Here is an 18,748-nt window from a genome sequence, read left to right on the forward strand (position 1 = left end):
GAAAAACGCGAGATCTCATTGTGTTGCGGTTGATATCTCTAGTCCTTCTACTGTGCCTCTGCAATTTTGCCCATGCCCAGGGCGCCGGCCAGGGCCAAACTGCGAAATGCTCGCCGAGTGGCGCACAGCAATGCGACAGCGGCGTCATCATGTGCCAAAACAAGTACTGTTCGGTACTGGGGAACCCTGACAGGCTCGAGTATCGCGCCTGCCGGCAAAACTGCTACTTCAATTATGCGCGATGCCGACGGGACAATGGCTGCCAATCCTGAACTTGCACGCCCGTGATGACGGTGCCCCGGCCCGACGCGGGCCGGGCCGCAAGGTCTCGGATCGCCACACCGGCGGTCAGCGAGAGATTGGCTGAGCTCGAACGGGGCAGAAGACCAGGCGCCGCAATCTGACCCACACGCTCGGCGCAATCCCGATGCGCGCTGCGTTCAACCCTCATCGCAGGGTTCGCTCGGCAAGTTCTATTGGTAGGAGGCCTGCCGTCGGGATGTCAGCGCACGAGGCCGCCAGCCACGTCCGCCGACGCGGCGCCGGGATGCCGCGATGGCCCGATGAAGCGTCGTCTTAGTATCCCGGTCAGGGGACGCTCGATCAGGACGTGATACAGGCACCCCGCCGCAGTCCCGCCCGCAACCAGCGCGGTGAGCACGAGGCCGAGCGGCACGTCCTGGGGCAGAACCCGCAGCAGGAGATGGATGAGCGCAGCCAGGACGACCGGGTGGATCAGGTAGATCGCGTAGGACGCCGACCCAAGAAAAACCAGAACCGAGGGGACGCGCAGGCGTCCCGAGCGCTCCAGTTCCACAAGTCCCGCGATCAGAGCCGCCGCAGGCAGGCCGAACGCGAGTCGAAAGACGAGGGAGATGTCCGGGAACTGATTGCCGAGGGCCATGAAGGACGCGAAGGCCAGCCCTCCCCCGATCGCAACCAGGGCCGGCCGTGACACCTTTGCCCGGGACAGGAAGATCGCCGTTGCGACCCCGAGGAGGAATTCGAGGTTGTAGGCCGACAGCAGGATGTTGAGCGGGAGCGGGAGGGGTGGGAAGGCCTGCGCCACCAGGATCGCGACGAACCAGATGCGAAACAGCCAGGTGCCCCATCGGCCCAAAACGATCGCGAGGCCGAACAGAACGTAGAACATCATCTCGTAGACCAGCGTCCAGGCAACGCCGATGATCAGCGGCTTGGGCCAGGGCACGAGGGTGAGGGAGGCGAGGGTGGTGTCGAACTCGCGGTCGAAGCCCCGGCCGAAACCCGGGCTCAGGTAGAAGGCAATCGTCACCGGGATCAGGATGCCCCAGTAGGGTGGATAGATGCGGATCAACCGACGCAGGGCATAGCCCTTCAGGCGCGACGGCCGTCCGATGTCCGACCAGTGCATCCAGGCAATGATGAAGCCGCTCAGGACGAAGAAGAAATCGACCCCGACATGAAAGATCTCGAAATGCCCATCCAGGAGCATCGTGTTGTATAATCGCGGCTCGGCGATGTTCCGACTGGCGTGATAGACGACGACCAGGAGTGCAGCGATGCCTCGCGCCGCCTCGATCCCGGTAAATCGCTGACGGGGCGCGCGTGGGCCGCGCGTATCACCGGGGACCGCAGACGTGTCGATCGTCGCTTGATGCGTCCGAATCTGCGACGCGTCGCCTCCGACGGCTGGCCTTTGGTCCAAGGGGTATCACCATCGTTGCGTTTCGGGACCGGGCACGGTGCGGCGCACCATAGACCGGCGGGATCGCACGAGATAGCCACGTGCCAGATGCCTTGCGCAGGCCGCGACGCAGCCCGTATGCCGGCTCCCTTGACGTCGCTGATTATGTGTTCTTGACAAGGTTGGCTATGGCCTGCAGGCCGTCGGGCCTCGTGCAGGACGGTCCACCAGCGCGTTTCGGCGGCAGGACATCGAAAACCCAGCCCGGTCCTGACGGCCGCCTTCGGCGACGACGGCGCAGGCAGCCCTGCACCGCATGTCCAACGCAGCCGGTTCCCCCTTCTCCCGCGCCGAGGTCCTTGATGCGCATCTTCCAAGTCTTGCCGCGGCGCATGCGCTTCGAGGCGCGTCACGCCACGTCGGTCGAACTCTGCGTCGCGGACTGGGTCGCGGGCAGCCGGTACCGGTCTGGGACGACCGTGTTCGCCGAGACCGGGGGTGCGCCGCTCCTCGACGTGTCGATCGAGCGCTTCGCACCGGCCCGCCGGCTCGCGAGCTACCGAACGGCCTGGGACCTCAGGCGGGCCGTCGCCCGACGGGGATGCGACCTGATCGTCTTCCAGCAGCACATTGCGACAGCCGCGCGCATTGCAGCGCTGAACCCGTCGTTGCCGATCGTGCTCCAGACACACAACTTCGTCGCGCCCTCGGCGACCGGCCCGGCTGCCGCAGCGCTCGATGCCCTGACGGCGTGGCGCCTCAATCGGCTCGGTGGGATCACCTTCGTCAGCGAAACCACGCGGCGCGATTTCGAGACGCGCTGGCCGCAGGTCCGGGTGCCGCGGACCGTCGTGAGCAACGGCTTCGACTTCTCAGGCTGGACGCCGAAGGTGCCCCGCGCGAAGCAGGTGCTCTTCGTCGGCCGCGCCCAAGAGGATAAGGGGGCCCTGGAGGCCGCCGAGGGTGTTGCCCGCTTCGCGGCACGCTACCCCGCGTGGGGCGCGGTCTTTGTCGTGTCCGAACCCGAGCGCAATCCGACCTACTTCGACGCCGTCAAGGCGGCCCTCGCTCCCATGGGGCCGCGGGCCGAACTCCTGACCGGGGTTCCGTTCAGCCGGATCAAGGCGCTGAACGAGTCGGTCGCCATTTCCCTCGTGCCATCGAAGTGGATCGAGCCCTTCGGACGGACCGCCGTCGAAGCCCATGCCGGCGCGGCGACACTCGTTTCGTCGGGCACGGGTGGCCTGCGCGAAATCAGCGGCGATTGTGCGCTCTATCTCGAGGCCGTCACGCCGGAGGCGATCGAGACGGCCCTCGCGCGTCTTGCGCAGGACCCGTCCCTTGCGGAGGGATTGGCGCGCGAGGGCGCAGCACGCGCCCGTCACCTCTGGCGCCTGACGGCCCCGGGCGTGCCGGCATCGGAGCGAGACGCGACGATCTGCGAGCGGCTCGATGCCTTCTACGACGAGGTCGTACGATCCTGGCGTCCCGCGTGACCCGGCCCCGTTCCCCGCGGACACGTGGACGAGACTAGGCGGCCCGCCCCATCGCAGACGGTCCCGCGGCAGCCGCCTGGCGGGCGGCCTCCGATGCCTGGACCCGCTTTCTCAGGTCGCCGGCTGCGGTCACGGCCGCCTCGCTAACGAAGGCCGACATGTAGGCCAGGGCGACGTCGGACGGCAGCTTCACGCGTGTCAGACCGTCATGGGACCGGCGACGGCTCCACATGCGCGCGCGCGCGATCTCGCGAGCGCCATCGGAAGCGACGCCGTAATGGGCGCCGAGCTCATCGTAGGTGATCCAGATCTGCGGCATCTGTCGGGTCCAAGCTCGCGAGTGACAAAGGAAGACGTCAATCAATCTATCGCCATAGTCGGGGGCAAGGCGTTATCGATCTATGAAACACACAGGTTCCGAGCGATTGGCGGCTGCTGTTTAGTTAACGGACCCAAAAGCCTTCGGCGGTGTTTCGGTCCGCGTTCATCGCATCCTTGAAGCCCGCGAGAATCCTGCGCCTCCGGTCGAGTTTAGGGCCGCGAAGCCGGCGCGCTGAAGAACAGCGCAAGGAATTCATAGAGGTTTGGCCAAGAGCCGCACCCACCCCTTCAATTTTTCGTGAAGTGTTGTGCCAGCGAGAGTTCCTGGCGGCACAGTCGCTCAATCCTACCACCTTGGTCGGACCCAGTTCACCGCGTGCTGACGGGCAGTCATCGAAGAGCGGGCAAAGTGCCGATCAGAGAAGGTCGCCGTCGAAACTTCGGGCAAATCGTATGCGCTCAATCAACGCAGCTTCGGCAATCTCGACAGCGAGGCCTGGGCTCACGCGGCGATGGCACAAGGCTTGCCAACGGAAATCATTAACCCTACCACCCCGTCACTCTTCCGCCCGCCTGAATGATGCACCGCCACATATTCTTCTAAATCGTTCGGTAGGCCCCAAAATCACCGGCTTTACGGTTAATAATTTCTCATAGGACGTCATAATGGCTGGTGTAGTTGTATCCGCGGAAGATTGGAAAACGAAGTCTCCAATCTATTACACGCTGGGTCTCGGCAACCACGACTACACCGTCTACAACGCCGGCAGTGGCTATGGCTTCAACCAGTATGCCACCTGGGCAGTTCGCTCCGTCGGTCCTGATTCACTCCGCTTCGAGGTGCGCTCCGGCGACGTGAACTGGTACGATGTGGGTACCGGCAAGGAAAGATCTGAGATCGGCAGTACGGAGCATGTCACGTACGGCACGCCGATGCACATCTCCTACAAATTCGAGATGGAGCCTGGGGCAAAGATTACAGCCACCTGGATGGTGCTCGGGCAGATCCATCACGACTTCCTGACCGACGAGCAGGTATCTCCACCTCCGTTCGCCTTTGATACGTATCGCGACGATCGAATCGGAGCAACGATCCGCTGGAAGGATGCGGACGGAAATATCTACGCACAAGAGATCTTCCGCGATACGACCGGGATCGTTCGCGGACAGACCTACCAGTACGATGTCTACGCAAACTTCGACAACGGGACGAACGGCCGTCTCGTCATCGTGCGCGATGGTGTCGTTGTTGCCGACTATAGCGGCCCGCTCGGATTTGCCCCGGCGGGAGAAGGCACCGTCTACTGGAAGGAAGGCCTCTACCGCTATCACGCACCCGAGACCGTGGCGCTCGTCTACTCGGATCTCGACATCACCTACGGCGACAACGTTCAGATTCCGGCCGTCGGTACGACGAGCCACGTGCTCGCGGAGGCCCCGACGCTTCATCTGGATCGGAACGAGGGCATCGGGTCAGCCGTGACCGCCACGTTCTCCGGTCATGCCGCTGCCGGTAGCACGGTCGCCATCTTCGACGGCCCGACCTTCCTGACGACCGCGACCGCCGACGAGACCGGGCGCTTCACGGCCGATCTCAAATTCTCTTCGGGCAGCCATCTGTTCACGGCCGCGACCGTCGATGGGTCCGGCGTTCTCTCGAAGGTCTCATCCGAAATACCGCTGGAGGTCGGCACCTCGGCCGATGTGGTCGCACGCCTGACCTACCTCGACGCGATGACCAGTCTCGGCGCGATCGAACTGACGGACACCCACACCCTCACGGTGACGTCGCTTGCCCAGCTCAAGTCGCTCGTCGCGACGAACAGCGATACGCTGTCCCTGATCGATGGCGGATATAACTTCGGCTTCTGGTCAGGCGTCACCGGATACCGGACCTTCACGACCTACGACACGACCGGAACCGCCACCGAGGCGTTCACGACCTCGGTCAAGAACGGGGATGTCGCCCAGGTTACGCATAAGATCTACGACACGACAGCCTATGTGACGATGGAGATCGTTGCCTACCATATCACCGGTCAACCCTATAGCTGGGCCTACCGGGCCTTCACCGACAGCAACAAGCAGATCACGCTCGAGCAGTACCGCGACGACAATTCGCTTTTCTACGCAAGCTACGCGTATAAGGACGGCAGTTCCGAGACCAGGAACTACGATGACGCCGGGATCATCGTGACCGACACGTTCACGGCAGTGGACGGAACGACGACGACGACGACGTTTACGGGCGGCGTTGCGACGGCACAGCAGATCGCCCATGCGGATGGGTCGATCGTCGACGTGACCGATCCGACCGCGTTCGTCAGCCCGGGACCGGGTGTCTCCACGCCGGATGTCGCGCCGGTCGACCCCGCCGAGCAGATGCGCCTGCATCACGGGGACGACTTCTATATCGTCAAGGCCGATAGCGCTCCGATCTACGAGGGCATCGGGGGCGGTAACGACAGTGTCTACACGACCCTCCATGACTACCACTTGGCCGACAACGTCGAGAACCTGATCTACACGGGGACGGGCGACGCGCAGCTCAGTGGCAACGCGGTCGCCAACGTTCTCTCGGGCGGAGCCGGCAACGACACGCTCGACGGCGGAGCGGGCGCCGACACATTGTCGGGCGGCCTGGGGGACGACCTCTACATCGTCGATGATTCGGGCGACGTGATCGTCGAAGCGGCGAGTGCGGGTTTCGACACCGTGCGCAGCTCGGTCAGCTACACGTTGGCGGACAATGTCGAAGCGCTGGTTCTGGTCGGCTCAGCACCGCTCCAGGGAACAGGCAATCAGCTCGACAACATGATCGTCGGCAACAGCGGCGACAACGTTCTGCTCGGTCTCGACGGGAACGACACCTTGATCGGTCGGGGCGGCAACGATCGGATCGATGGCGGTGCGGGCACGGACATAGCGGTCTTCTCCGGCCCGCGCGCCGAGTACGACATCAGCTACTCGGCCGACACCGATACCTTCACCATCGTCCATGCAGGCGGTCTCGGCGATCATGGCACGGACAGCGTCACGAATGTCGAAGTGTTTCGCTTCGACGACGGCGACACCCTCGCGTCCGATCTCGTCGTCAACGATGCGCCCATCACGGTGGACGACACCGTCACCCTGACTCTCCCACCCGGGGGCCATGCCTCGGTCGGAGCGACGACGGGCGTGCTGGCCAACGACAGCGACCCAGACGGCGACCCGTTGCTCGTCGTCACGTCGATCGATCCGCTGACGGAATTCGGCACGCTGCATGGCGCCTATGGCGACCTGATGCTGAACGCGGACGGGTCCTACAGCTACGTGCTCACGAGCGCGGACCTGCCCGACGGCGCGCATCCGACCGACGTCTTCACCTACTCCGTCACCGATGGTCACGGCCACGTCCAGACCGCCTCGCTGACCGTCGCACTCAATCGCGCCGCCGCCTCGCATGACACCACGCAGTCGGTCCTGACGGCGACCGGGGAGTCGCAGAGCGGCAGCGTCCTGGCGGATTGGGTCGACCCGGATGGGGACGCCCTCTCGGTCGTCTCGCTCGGAAACGACCCCTCCGGCGTCGGGCAGGTCCTGCATGGCAGCTTCGGAGACCTCGTCCTCGGCGCGGACGGGCGGTACACCTACACGGTGACGGGCGTTCCCGATGTGGTCGGGAGCCATGCCAGCGATGTCTTCACGTTCACCGTCGATGATGGCTTCGGCGGGCGAGTCGACGCCACACTTTCGATGGAACTCAACCGGGCGCCTGTCCTCGACCCGACGGACAGGACGATTCACGCTGACGCGAACGGGACCGGCGCCAACGAGAGTGGCGTACCGTTCAGCACGCTGGTCTCCGGCTTCGACCTCGACGGCGATGCCATGACGCTGGTGGGTGTCGGTCTTCATGGCAGTGCCGACCCCATGGTGGCGATTTCCGAGAGCCGGACCACGATCGCCGGCCACTACGGCACGTTGTCCGTCATCGCCGGAGGTCTGTTCGCCTACACCCCGGACGAGACGGCGGCCGCGACCGCAATCGGCAAGATCCACGACGTCTTCGACTACCGCGTCGATGATGGACATGGTGGCTCAACGACCGCGACCCTCGACGTGCTCGTGAACCGTTCGCCGGTGGCGAACACCGATGTCGGCCTCGTCCAGCAGTCGAGCCTTCAGGTCGACGCAGCAGCCGGCGTCCTCGCCAACGACAGCGATGCAGATGGCGACGCGTTGAAAGTTGTGGAGGTGTCCGGTGCCCAAGGAATGGGGACCGCCGGTGTCGGCATCGCTGGCGCCTTCGGCAACCTCACCCTCAACGACGACGGGTCCTACTCCTACGTCCGTACGGTGGACGTTCCGATCAACGCGGTCGTGCACGACGTCTTCTCGTACACGGTCGCGGATGGCGTCGGCAGCACGCAGACCTCCACCCTCGACCTGACGGTCGCCGGCCCGGTCGTGATCCCGGCAATCTCCGGCGTGTCCAGCGGCAGCGTCATGGAGGACAAGGCCTTCGTCGTGAACGGAGACCTGGCGATCTCGACCGGGGTCCCCTTCCTCAGCTCGGACGTCCAGACGAACTACGGGACGTTCCACCTCGATGCCGATGGACACTGGACCTACACGCTCGCCAATGCGACCGACGCGGTGCAGAGCCTCACGGCCAACGACCTGTTCACCGAGACGTTCACGGCGCGTTCGGCCGATGGTTCGGTGAGCCAGGACGTCGCCGTCCTGATCCGGGGCTACAACGACGCCCCCGTGATCACGGGCAACACCATCAGCACGGTCAGCGAGGATCGGATCAAGGTTGCGTCCGGCACACTCGCCGTCACGGACCCGGATACCAACCAGAGCGGCTTCATCGCGTCCGGCGTGCTGAGCGGGCAGTATGGCGACTTCTCCATGGCGTCGGACGGCGCCTGGAGCTACACGCTCAACAATACCAGCGAGGCCGTTCAGTCGCTCGGTGCCGCCGATGTCCAGAACGACATCTTCCGGGTGACGACGATCGACGGAACGGCGACGAACATCCGGATCGCGGTGAAGGGCGCCAACGATGCGGCCGTCATCACGGGTTCGACGATCGGGACCGTCAAAGAGGACATGGCCCTGACGGCGACTGGCACGCTCTCGGTGGTGGACCGCGATGCCGGGCAATCCGTGTTCAAGGCCGGGACGGTTGCGGGGCTCTACGGTTCGGCGACGATCGATGAGACCGGAAACTGGACGTACACGCTCGATAACGGCAGCCAGGCCGTTCAGTCCCTGGGCGCGTCGGATGCCGTGACCGACATCCTGCAGGTCAAGAGCTTCGACGGAACCGCAGCGGCCCTGAAGATCCTGGTGCGCGGCACGAACGATGCGGCTGTGATCAGCGGGACGAGCAGCGGTCTGTTGAAGGAGGACACGGTGCTGACGGCCAGCGGCGACCTGACGATCGCCGATTCGGATGTCGGTCAAGCTGCCTTCAAGGCTGGGACGGTGGCGGGGCTCTACGGCTCGGCCACCATCGATGCGGGCGGGCACTGGGTCTACACGCTCAACAATGCCAGCGAGGCCGTCCAGTCGTTGGCGGCGGGTGAGCGCGTCTTCGACCGCCTGAGCGTCACCTCGGCCGACGGTACGCGTGGTGGGCTCATGATCTCCGTCGTCGGCGTGAACGACGCGCCGGTCGCGAAGTCCGAGGGTCTCGTCGCCGTTGCCGGCACGGCCCTCACCGGCGCGGTTCACGCGGTCGACGTGGATCACAACGCTGCGTTCAACTTCAAGCTGGCGAGCGGCCCCGAGCACGGGCAGCTCGCCTTCGGATCCGACGGCGGCTTCACCTACACGCCCACCGCCGGCTATGTCGGCGCCGACAGCTTCACCTTCCTAGCCCGCGATGCGATGGCCCAGGGGCCGATCGGGACCCTGTCGATCGACGTGACGGATCCGTCCCACGCCATCCTCAAGCACGACCACCTGGCGGATTACATGCTCGCGTGAATGCCGGGCTCGGCTTTCCGATGACGTGGATTTGATCCGCGACGGACGGCCTTGCAATCGACCCTGCGGCCGGTTTCATCCTGGATGAGACCGGCCGCTGGACGTTCAGACAGGGGCTGGTCCGGTCGTGGGACGCGCCTGTGCACCGACGATCTCGCGCGCAACGCTCGCAGGTTCGGCCGGAGCGGCATCGATGCGCGGCATTGGCCGAGGCTCGCACCGTCTAGGACCGCTTGATCACACCCTCCACGCCGAGGGCGATCGCGCCAGCTCAGCCAAGGTCGCGGGCGGGACGCACACCCAGCGTCGACGTCGGTCAGCGCGCCAGGATTCGACGGAACGCGGCAATGTATCCGGCGGCGCAGTTCGCGACCGAGAACTCCCTGCCCCGCGCTGCGAGAATCTCGGGTCTCAGCGGCGCGTCCAAGGTCTCCGCGAGAGCGGTGGCCAAGGCAGCAGGGTCCCCGACAGGGACGAGGCGGCCGAAGCGACCGTTGTCGAGGATCTCCGACGGCCCGAACTCGCAATCGGTGCTGACGACCGGCGTGCCGCACGACATCGCTTCGGCGAGCACCAGCCCGAATCCCTCGTAGCGTGACGAGAGCGCAAGGACATTGGCGGCCGCCATCGCCGGCAACGGGTCGTCGAGGAAGCCCGGCATCGACACCTGCGCCCCGATACCCAGACTGCCGGCCAGTTGCGCCAACTCACCGCGCAACGGCCCTTCCCCCAGGAGCACGAGGGCGTCGTCGGGCCTCTGGAACATTGCGAAGGCACGCAGCAGGGTCGCGTGATCCTTCTGCGGAACGAAGCGCCCGACCGAGAGGACCACGCGTTGCGCCCGCGGCCACCAGGCGGGCAGCGCTGCGGCGGATACCGATCGCTCCGCATTCACCGTCCCGTTGTAGATGACCGAGATCCGCGCCCGGGGCAGGCGCGCGAGCCGCGCCGTCTCGTCGGCGACGCCGCCCGACACGGCGATGACCCCGGCGGCGCGGGGCAGCGCCATCGCGTAGAGCCACGGCAGCGCGGTGTTCTTCAGGCCGGGTCTGCGCGCCTGATGGGAGAGGGCGTTGTGTTGGCTGACGACGATCTGGGTCGGGACACGCGCGAGGATCTTCGCCGCGATCGCGGTGACGTTCATGTGCTCCATCGCCGAGAGCAGCAGATCGGGCGGGGCGCGGCGCAGATCGGCGACCAAGCGCGGCAGGGCCTTGAGTTGGCGCTCCGCATCGAGCGAGCGCACCGGAATACCGGGCGGGACCGCGTTCAGAAGCTCGCCCCGACGGCGATCCAGCAGGAACTCGACCGCAAAACCAGCCGCCACGAAGGCCGGGGCGAGGGTCAGGTAGAGTCGTTCGGCACCGCCGCCGCTCAGGTCCGGCAGATAGATGGCCAGCGAAGGCCGGCCCGGGGTTTGCGGCGTCATGAAACGTCCTCGCCTCCTGCGACCCTGTCCGATGACCTCGCGCCCGCCCGGCGCACCCGTCGGGCTCGCACCCCGAAGGTCCACCGATCAGGCTTTGCCGCGTTGCAACAGGTTCTTGTTAAGTCGCAGAGCAGTGATGCGCCAGGGCGTCCTGTGCGGAGTTCACCGGGGGCGAGGGGCAGCCTGCGCGGATGGGTCGGCTGCAAGAGCGAACCCGCTCCGCTGGGCCTTCCGCCGAGCCCTGACGCCCCCTCTCGGGGCGGCGCTGTACCGATCCGGCATGGCCCTGACGATGGGCCGCCTCATTTGATCGGTTGGATCGGCCTCAGCGGATTGACGATGAGATTGTCCCGAAACACGTTGGTCTCCGGTGCAGCCAGGCGCTGGCTGCCCAGGAGACGCTTGCTCGATTCCTCGGGCTGCCGGCTCGGCGGCAACCCTGCGGCGGCCGTCGGCATAAACACCGCGTTGAAGCTCGCGAGGGCGTCGGGCTGCTCACGCTGACGCAGCTGTTCGAGCATCTGCCGCGCGATGGTCGGCTGGCCACTGAAGACGCAGGCATTGGCCGCTTGGCCCAGCCCGCGGCCGATCGACCGCCTCTGATCCGCGGTCGCAATCTTGAGGTTGTCGAGGACCGGCGTCAGCGCGGAGCCGGGCGAAGCAGTCAGGACCAACGCCGTATGCGAGGTCAACTTGATGCCGGCATCGGGATATTGCTCCAAGACCCCCTCAGGTCTCTTCAGGAAGCTCTCCACGGTCTGATGCGTCTCGCTGGCCGACAGCTTCGAGCAATTCGCAGCGCGCGCGGTGGTGGCAGCCACGAGAGATGCGCTGCAAAGCATCGCGGCGAGGGCGAGGCCGGCCGAGAACCCGGAAGGCATGGTCCACCTCATAGTCGACGGGACTGATCTCCCGCATCAGGTCGCTCTCTAACAGAGTCGAACGCCGCAGGGCTATCCCGCATGGTGGCACGCCCCTTCCATCTCCAATCCCGGAGCGGACTGCCTTCAAGGGCCCTGTCCCGGGCACCCGAACGGCTTCCTCGCTCAGGCACGGGCCGGGTCGTGAAACCCGGTGTCTCTACAGGGGCGGATCCTGCAGAGGGGGATCCTGCACGAGGCTGCCGGGACCGGAGAACGCCTCGCGGGAGATCCCCGCCGCGCGGTCCGAACCTGCCCTCGATCTCGAACCGTTTCTACACGGCCAAGACCGACGGAGGAGCGGAGTCCAGAAACTGACCGTAGGCTCCGACCTGGATGTCGCGCCGCACGATCCGGGCGGGGCTGCCGACGACGACGCAGCGCGGGGGCACGTCCTTCGTCACAACGCTGCCCGCACCGACGACGCATTCGTCGCCGATCTGAACGCCCGGCAGGATGATGCTGCGGCCACCGATGAAGCAGCGCCGACCGATACGGGTATGACTGTACATCCGGCGGGTCCGGTCGTGGGTCAACACGGCCACATCGAACGCCACGTAGCTCTCTTCCCCGACATGCACGCCCTTGGGGTACGTCAAATCGAAGCGCGTCGTGAGCGAGAACTCGCACGTGGGGTGCAGATCCATCCCCCAGAGACGCGTGTAGTAGACCCGTTTCAGATAAACGAGCACGTGTCGCAGTTTCTTGAGCTTGTTCAGCGTGGCCATGCTCGATGCCTAAACCAACTTAGCGGAAGATTTGCCGCGCATGGCGGGGTCGCCGGCCGGCAGCGGCGGTGTCCGGTCGTGTTGCACCGAGTCGTATAGGTCCGCGAGCGCGGGCAAGACGGCCTCCTGGCTATAGCTCGCCTGCACCCGGATACGCCCGGCCTTGCCCATCCGCGCGCGAACCGTCCCGTCGATGGCCAGCGCGCGCAGCGCGTGGGCGAGGGCCGTCACGTCGCGAGCCGGGACCACGCGACCTTGAACGCCGTCCTCGACGAGTTCCGGCAGGCCGCCGACATCGGTCGTCACCACGGGCAGGCCGTAGGCCATCGCTTCCAGCACGCTCATCGGAAGTCCCTCGTTGTGCGAAGGAAGGACGTAGATATCGGCCTCGTCGAGCAGTTGCGCCTTGCGCGCCGGTCCGACCCAGCCCTCGAACGAGACGAGACCAGCGAGTCCCAGGGCCTGGGCGCGCGCCGCGGCGGCCTCGACCTCGCCGTTACCACCTACGATCAGCCGGAACGGCGGCAGTTCCGCCCGCACCATCGCGAGGGCCTCGAGGAGATCGTAGATCCCCTTGCGCACGCCGACCAAGCCCAGAAACAGCAAGGTGAGCGGTTCGCCCGTGCCGCGCGCCGGACGGGCCGGCACGGTGACGTAGTTTGGCAGAACGACCGTTTTCGCCGTCGGCGCGATGCCTGCAACGAAGTCGCGCCAACTCTGCGACAGGACCACGACCCGGCTCGCGCGTGCGAGCTGCGCCTGGATCGCCCCTTTGAGCCGCGGCGTCTGACGCTCGTAGAAGCTCTTCATCTCCGAGCCGTGAAGGTGCAGGATGACCGGTACGCCGCGGCGCCGCGCCAGTCCCGCGAAGATCGCCTTCCGCCAGAAGCTGCCTTTCATGGCCGCGTGGATGTGGACGAGCGTGACGGGCCGTGTCGCCAGGAGCCATGCGTATCGTGCGAGGCCCTTCAGGAGCAGCAGCTGGCGACCGACAAAGGACCCTTCGGCATAGGAAGCGACCAGATGAACGTCCTGTGCCTCCAGAAAACCGTCGTCGCGATAGCCTTCGACAACCGAGCGCATCCCGCCGCGAGCGGTCGGCCAGACCATGACCTTCATTGAATCTCCAGAGCAATTGCGGCTTGCCTGAGCGCGGCCGGTACCCTATCCGACGCGTGTTCGAATGCAAAGGGAAGCCGGGCCGTGACCGCACCGCCGCAAGGTCTCGCCGCGCGTGCGACCGGGACCGGTCCGGATGACGTCGCCGCTCCCCTCACGGTCGTCACGGTCGGCACCAGCCTGACGTCCCGGGGCGGATGGCAGGAGGCCCTGGAGCGCCAGTTGTCCGTGCGCCTGGTTCGGCCGGTCTCCGTCCGGATCGTCGCCCGGGCTGGCGAGACATCCCTGTGGGGCTGCGCGAATCTGGAGGCGGTCGTCGCGCTGAAGCCGGATGTCGTGCTGGTGGAATTTGCGACCAACGACGCGGCCCTGCAACGACGCCTGTCGCTCGGCCGCAGCCTCGCCGCCATGCGCACGATCCTGGAGCGGCTGCTCTCACTCACGCCCCGGCCCCGCGTCGTCGTGATGGCGATGAACCCGGTCTCCGGCCTGCGCGGACTCGTTCGGCCGCGGTTGAAGGCCTACACCGCGGCGCACCGTGACCTCGCACGGGCGCTGGGCGCGGAATTCCTCGACCATCGGCCGGCCTGGCACCGCCTTGGCCGCGCCGCCCGCGCACGCGCCATTCCCGACGGACTGCACCCGATGGCAGCCGAGGCCGCGGCGATCATGGTTCCGGCCCTGGTCGAACACCTCGGCCGACCGCAGGACGCGCACTGAACGAAAGGGCATCGGCCCGATCTGGGTTCGATCTCGGAACACGGTCGACCAAGTGACCAGGCGCGTGCGGAGCGCGACGACCGTGCGACGACCGTGTGACGCTCCCTGTTGGCCAGCCCAACAAAATCAGCAACACCATCCCGTATCCGAGGCGGGCGACGGGCCGATCGGTTCCGCCAGCGACCCCGGGAGAATGACGGGGCCATCATCGGCTGGGCCGACACCGCTCTCCCGCGCCGCCTAATCCTTTTCGGAAGCAGGCGCGTGCGGGCATCGCGGAGAGCGATGCCCGCACGCGCGATCAAGCGCTTCGATCGGACGATTACCGTATTGTCGCCGCCCCGACGCTGACATCGTAGAACGGCGCGGTCGTGGACCGAACCATGCCGAAGAACTTGTTCACCTCGGTCGACTGGGATGTCGACACGTAGATGATGTCCTTGTTTCGCATGAAGAACGAGCTCGACAGGAACAATCCGTCGGCCTGCGCGAGATTGACCGTATAGATGGTCGGCACAAGATCGCTGGCATACCGGGTCGTGTCGACGCCCATCTCGCTCAGGGTCCGGCGCGATTCCATGCGGTAGACGAACACCGCCGTCGGATCGGCCCGTGCATCGTCGAGGCCGCCGGACTTCGCGATCGCCTCTGCCAGGGTCATGTTGTCGTTGTCGAAGGGGAACCGGCGATTGTTGATGCCGCCGACCGAGCCGGGCGGCAAGGTGGCACCCAGCGTCATGAAGATCTTGGGCTCACGCGAGAGATAGACCGCATCCCCAGCGGCAAGCTGGATGTTCTGCGACGGGTTCTTCACGAGGTTCGTCATCAGGGCCTGCTCGGTGCGACCGCCGCGCTGAACCGTGATCAACGTTTCGTAGGCCGGGCTGCGGGGACCGCCCGCGCGTGCAATCGCGCCGAGCAGTCTCATGCCGCCCGGATCGAGCGAGAAGCGCGTCGCCAGATTGACGTCGCCCAGGATGGAGATGTCGTTGCCGTGACGCTCCACCTGCGTGACGATGACTTGAGGCTCGATCGCCCGCTTGGCGAGAAGCTGGGCGATCTCCTTGCCGACCTGATCGGCCGTCCGGCCGGCAACCCGGATGCTTCCCGCATAGGGCACACTGACCATCCCGCTCGCATCAACCTGCTGGTTCGGCACCTGCACGAAGTTGCCGCTCCGCGAGCTGGAATCGCTGGGGATGAACAATCCACCGCTCTGCGCTTCGAAGACCGTAATCGCCAGGACGTCTCCGATCGCGATGCGCCCCTGCGATCCACCGCTGCGGTTCGCGAGGGATCGGAAAGACGGCGTGGCCCCGACGGTGGTGCGGTTGGCGACGCTCAACGACGTCGGGCTCAGGGATACGAGAGCGAAGCTGAGTGCCTCCGGCGCCGGCTCGATGGTGACATCGGCGGAGGAACGGACCGTTGACGCAATGGGGCCGTCGCGCGGCGTGATGGTGCACGCAGCGCTGCAGACGGTGAGAGATGCAGCCGCTAAGCCACGCGCAAGAAAGCCATAGCTTCGCACGGAATATATACCTCGAAAATTGATCTTTGGCCTTCCAATCATTCGCGATAATGCCCCACAAAACAAGGCGACGAAGTTCGTTTTCCCGAAGCTGTTGCATGAAGGCATCGAGTCTCGCGAAGAGACAAATCTGCCCCGATCCTGCCCTTATCCAATTGTGCATTGTAAGGTAAATATTCTTCATAGGTCTTCGTCGACCGACAAGAACTCCAAGACACAATCAGCGAAGATGAGGTCTGTCGCGGCCTCCAGGCAGGTCGCCCACAAAGGTTTCACAGCCCGAGCGCCGCGATCTGCACGAGCAGACACGCATGCGGAACCGCTTCCTCCGGCGCTGGATCTGCTTCCACGCGCAATGGGGCTAGATCAAGTCCGGCGATCGCGTGTGGGGTGTGCAGAACGGTGATCGCTGTCCGCAACCGGATCCGGACGCCGCCGTGGCGCCCCCCGCAGACGGGGCGATCGAGCGCTTGCCGCCCATCATCGCGGACGGTCGACGCAGCGTCCGGTCGGAAAACGCGCAGGCCGAGCGGCTGCCAAAACCAGGATAGGCGCAGCGGCCTTCTGTGTGCGATACTGCAGCGCTTCGAAGGTGTGGACCCGGACAATGAACTCAAGATGTCTATCGCTGTTTCTTGCGGGAGCGGTCTTGCTCGGCGTGACGGGCACCCTGCTTGAGGGAGCGCCGGCACGGGCGGCAGATGTGGTCGAGCGGATCCGGCTTCCCCTGCGTGGAACCGTGAGGCCTCCCTGCCGCGAGACTCGGCCGGACCACCTGCTCGAATGTGTCCCGAGCGAAGAAGTGCTGATTTTGCCGGACGAGCCCGCCGCGAACGCGGTCTACACCCTGCGCCACGCGCATCGGCCGCACTATCCCCAGCTATTTGTCTGGGGGCCCTGAGCGGATCGCAGAACCTCCGGCAGTCCCGTTGCTCGGGAAAACACCCGACGACGCGGGCCGCGGCCGGCGTCGTTTGATGCGATGAACGTTGGCCGGTCGCCCGCGGCAGAGAACGAGGCGACCGAGCGGTGAAAACCAGGGCAGCATCCGCTCAGGGGCAGTGCCATTCGAAGCGAGGCCGTAGCGCCTCGTGCCCGATTTGCTGAGAGCGGTCGGGCTCTGGGCTGCGACCGCCTGTACGCTCAGGACGTGCTTCCGCGCCGCACGATTAGGAGGATCGCCAGCCCCGCGCCGTGGCATGTTCGCGGGTGATCTCCTTCGGCTCGGCCAATTCAGGCACCGCAATGCCGCGACCACGGCCCACGGACCGTGGGGAGACGGCGGCTTCACCCTTCTGCGCCAAGGCTCCCCCATCAGGATGCTCGAGAGGCTCGCGCGCGCGGCGCGGCGAGAAAGCCGTCGTGCCCCTGCCCCGCCTCTCTGGGGCTGCCCAATCCTGACACGCGATGCGCTGGGACGTCAGGGTCCGCTATCTTTCCAGACTCCACATCATCGCCGGTCCGGCATTCCTCGTTCGACGCATGCCGTTGCTTGAGCGGATCGCTCGCCGAGCCGAGCCGGGCGCAATCGGCTTGCCGAGGAGCGCCTAGTTATCCCGGCCAACCAACGGCGCGTTTTGGTCCAAGCCAAGTCGACACGAATTTAGCAACTGGGAAGACTAACAATTGGTTGTCCGGATGGACCACCTTCTCTCGATAAGACTCATCGGATGTACGAATCGGACTGTTACGCCTTGGGCATCAAAGTTCAAAGCGCGAGAATACCATGGGTGCCGTTGTCGTCGATCCGAAAGACTGGAAACCCGCCAGCCCGATCTATTATCTGCTCGGACTCGGCAATGACGTCTACAATGTGCTCAATGCCGGCTCCGGCTACACATACGATTCGTCCGCCAGCTATGCCCTGACCTCCCCGGACAACAACACGCTGCGTTTCGAAGTTCGGGCCGGCGACAACAACTGGTACGACAAGGTCACGCGATCCGAGCGTTCGGAAGTCTCGAGTACTGAGCTGATCAAGCAGGGCGTTCCGGCCGAGATCTCCTACAAGTTCACCCTGGAGCCCGGCGCGGCGAACACCGCCAAGGGCTGGCTCGCCTTCGGCCAGCTGATCCAGGATGCCACCGACGGCCAGGCCGGCGCGCCTCCCGGCATGTCGATCAACATGGTCGGATCACGGGGGCGGCGAACAGGTTGTCGGTCGGAATGTCGAAGAAGCCCTGGATCTGCCCGCGCATCCCGGCCTCGAGGGCGCGGAGCTGCTCCAGCTTCTCGCGGGCTGGAGCCCGGCGCGGCGAACACCGCCAAGGGCTGGCTCGCCTTCGGCCAGCTGATCCAGGATGCCACCGACGGCCAGGCCGGCGCGCCTCCCGGCATGTCGATCAACATGTTCGGCGAGAAGATGGCCGTGATGGTGCGCTATCGCGATGCCAGCGGGACGATCGTCGAGAAGAAGGTCTTCCTCGACACCCAGGACATCCAGCGCGGCCACACCTACGACATGGACATCAAGGCGGTGTTCGACGCCACCGGCAACGGCCGTCTCGTGGTCGTGCGCGACGGTCAGGTCATCGCCGACTACACCGGCCCGATGGGCTACGCCGACACCAAGGGCGTCTACTGGAAGGAGGGCATCTACCGCTCGCCCGCCGCCGAGACGATCNCAGGTCATCGCCGACTACACCGGCCCGATGGGCTACGCCGACACCAAGGGCGTCTACTGGAAGGAGGGCATCTACCGCTCGCCCGCCGCCGAGACGATCGCCGCCACCTATTCCGACCTGCAGATCAACATCGGCGACATGGTCGACATGCCCAAGGCGGGCGCGGCCTATGTCGCGGCGGCGGCGGCGCCGACCCTCGCCCTCGTCACCGG

The 18,748-nt window shown here is 65.6% G+C and carries 12 protein-coding genes; 5 read left to right on the plus strand and 7 right to left on the minus strand.

The genetic code is table 11. The annotated features are described in order from the left end of the window. Positions 1 to 502: 502 nt before the first annotated feature. Entirely contained in the window at positions 503 to 1,687 is a 1,185-nt protein-coding gene (locus tag ASF58_RS00665) for an acyltransferase (protein ID WP_082512747.1), read from the minus strand. 341 nt (positions 1,688 to 2,028) lie between these two features. On the opposite strand from ASF58_RS00665, the gene ASF58_RS00670 reads away from it, so the two are divergent. Further along, complete coding sequence (locus ASF58_RS00670; RefSeq protein ID WP_055946121.1) at positions 2,029 to 3,162, plus strand: glycosyltransferase family 4 protein; 1,134 nt, start codon at positions 2,029 to 2,031, stop codon at positions 3,160 to 3,162. Between the two features lie 34 nt (positions 3,163 to 3,196). On the opposite strand, the gene ASF58_RS00675 is transcribed toward ASF58_RS00670, so the two are convergent. Next, positions 3,197 to 3,481, minus strand: a complete 285-nt coding sequence (locus ASF58_RS00675) for a hypothetical protein (protein WP_055946125.1) — start codon at positions 3,479 to 3,481, stop codon at positions 3,197 to 3,199. Positions 3,482 to 4,149: 668 nt separating this feature from the next. Between ASF58_RS00675 and ASF58_RS00680 the strand changes: the two genes are divergently transcribed. Continuing rightward, positions 4,150 to 9,465 carry a VCBS domain-containing protein gene (locus ASF58_RS00680; protein WP_082512749.1) on the plus strand — a complete coding sequence of 1,772 codons (5,316 nt, stop codon included), beginning with the start codon at positions 4,150 to 4,152 and terminating at the stop codon, positions 9,463 to 9,465. A gap of 316 nt (positions 9,466 to 9,781) precedes the next feature. Here ASF58_RS00680 and ASF58_RS00685 read toward each other — a convergent pair whose 3' ends face one another. From ASF58_RS00685 to ASF58_RS00700, 4 genes are all read right to left on the minus strand, one after another. Beyond that, positions 9,782 to 10,894 carry a glycosyltransferase gene (locus tag ASF58_RS00685; protein WP_055946131.1) on the minus strand — a complete coding sequence of 371 codons (1,113 nt, stop codon included), beginning with the start codon at positions 10,892 to 10,894 and terminating at the stop codon, positions 9,782 to 9,784. A gap of 302 nt (positions 10,895 to 11,196) precedes the next feature. Continuing rightward, positions 11,197 to 11,775: a hypothetical protein gene (locus ASF58_RS00690; protein WP_055946134.1), complete on the minus strand. Its 579-nt coding sequence runs from the start codon at positions 11,773 to 11,775 to the stop codon at positions 11,197 to 11,199. Positions 11,776 to 12,089: 314 nt separating this feature from the next. After that, a complete protein-coding gene (locus tag ASF58_RS00695) occupies positions 12,090 to 12,542 on the minus strand; it encodes an acyltransferase (RefSeq protein WP_055946137.1) in 453 nt (150 codons plus the stop codon). 9 nt (positions 12,543 to 12,551) lie between these two features. Then, on the minus strand, positions 12,552 to 13,661 hold the full coding sequence (locus ASF58_RS00700; RefSeq protein ID WP_055946140.1) for a glycosyltransferase family 4 protein: 1,110 nt from the start codon (positions 13,659 to 13,661) through the stop codon (positions 12,552 to 12,554). A gap of 84 nt (positions 13,662 to 13,745) precedes the next feature. Here ASF58_RS00700 and ASF58_RS00705 point away from each other — a divergent pair, with 84 nt between their 5' ends. Beyond that, on the plus strand, positions 13,746 to 14,381 hold the full coding sequence (locus ASF58_RS00705; protein WP_082512750.1) for an SGNH/GDSL hydrolase family protein: 636 nt from the start codon (positions 13,746 to 13,748) through the stop codon (positions 14,379 to 14,381). Positions 14,382 to 14,703: 322 nt separating this feature from the next. Here the strand turns inward: ASF58_RS00705 and ASF58_RS00710 are convergent, their stop codons facing one another. Continuing rightward, positions 14,704 to 16,020 (minus strand): polysaccharide biosynthesis/export family protein, encoded by a 1,317-nt coding sequence (locus tag ASF58_RS00710; RefSeq protein WP_082512751.1) that lies wholly within the window; start codon positions 16,018 to 16,020, stop codon positions 14,704 to 14,706. 541 nt (positions 16,021 to 16,561) lie between these two features. Between ASF58_RS00710 and ASF58_RS26835 the strand changes: the two genes are divergently transcribed. Together ASF58_RS26835 and ASF58_RS26840 are read left to right on the plus strand one after the other, a co-directional pair. Next, positions 16,562 to 16,813 carry a hypothetical protein gene (locus ASF58_RS26835; protein ID WP_156375499.1) on the plus strand — a complete coding sequence of 84 codons (252 nt, stop codon included), beginning with the start codon at positions 16,562 to 16,564 and terminating at the stop codon, positions 16,811 to 16,813. An 825-nt stretch (positions 16,814 to 17,638) separates the two neighbouring features. Then, on the plus strand, positions 17,639 to 18,535 hold an 897-nt coding region (locus ASF58_RS26840; protein ID WP_156375533.1), incomplete at its 3' end, for a heparin lyase I family protein. Positions 18,536 to 18,748: the final 213 nt, after the last annotated feature.

The organism is Methylobacterium sp. Leaf125 (genome assembly GCF_001423085.1).
Taxonomy (GTDB): Bacteria; Pseudomonadota; Alphaproteobacteria; order Rhizobiales; family Beijerinckiaceae; genus Methylobacterium.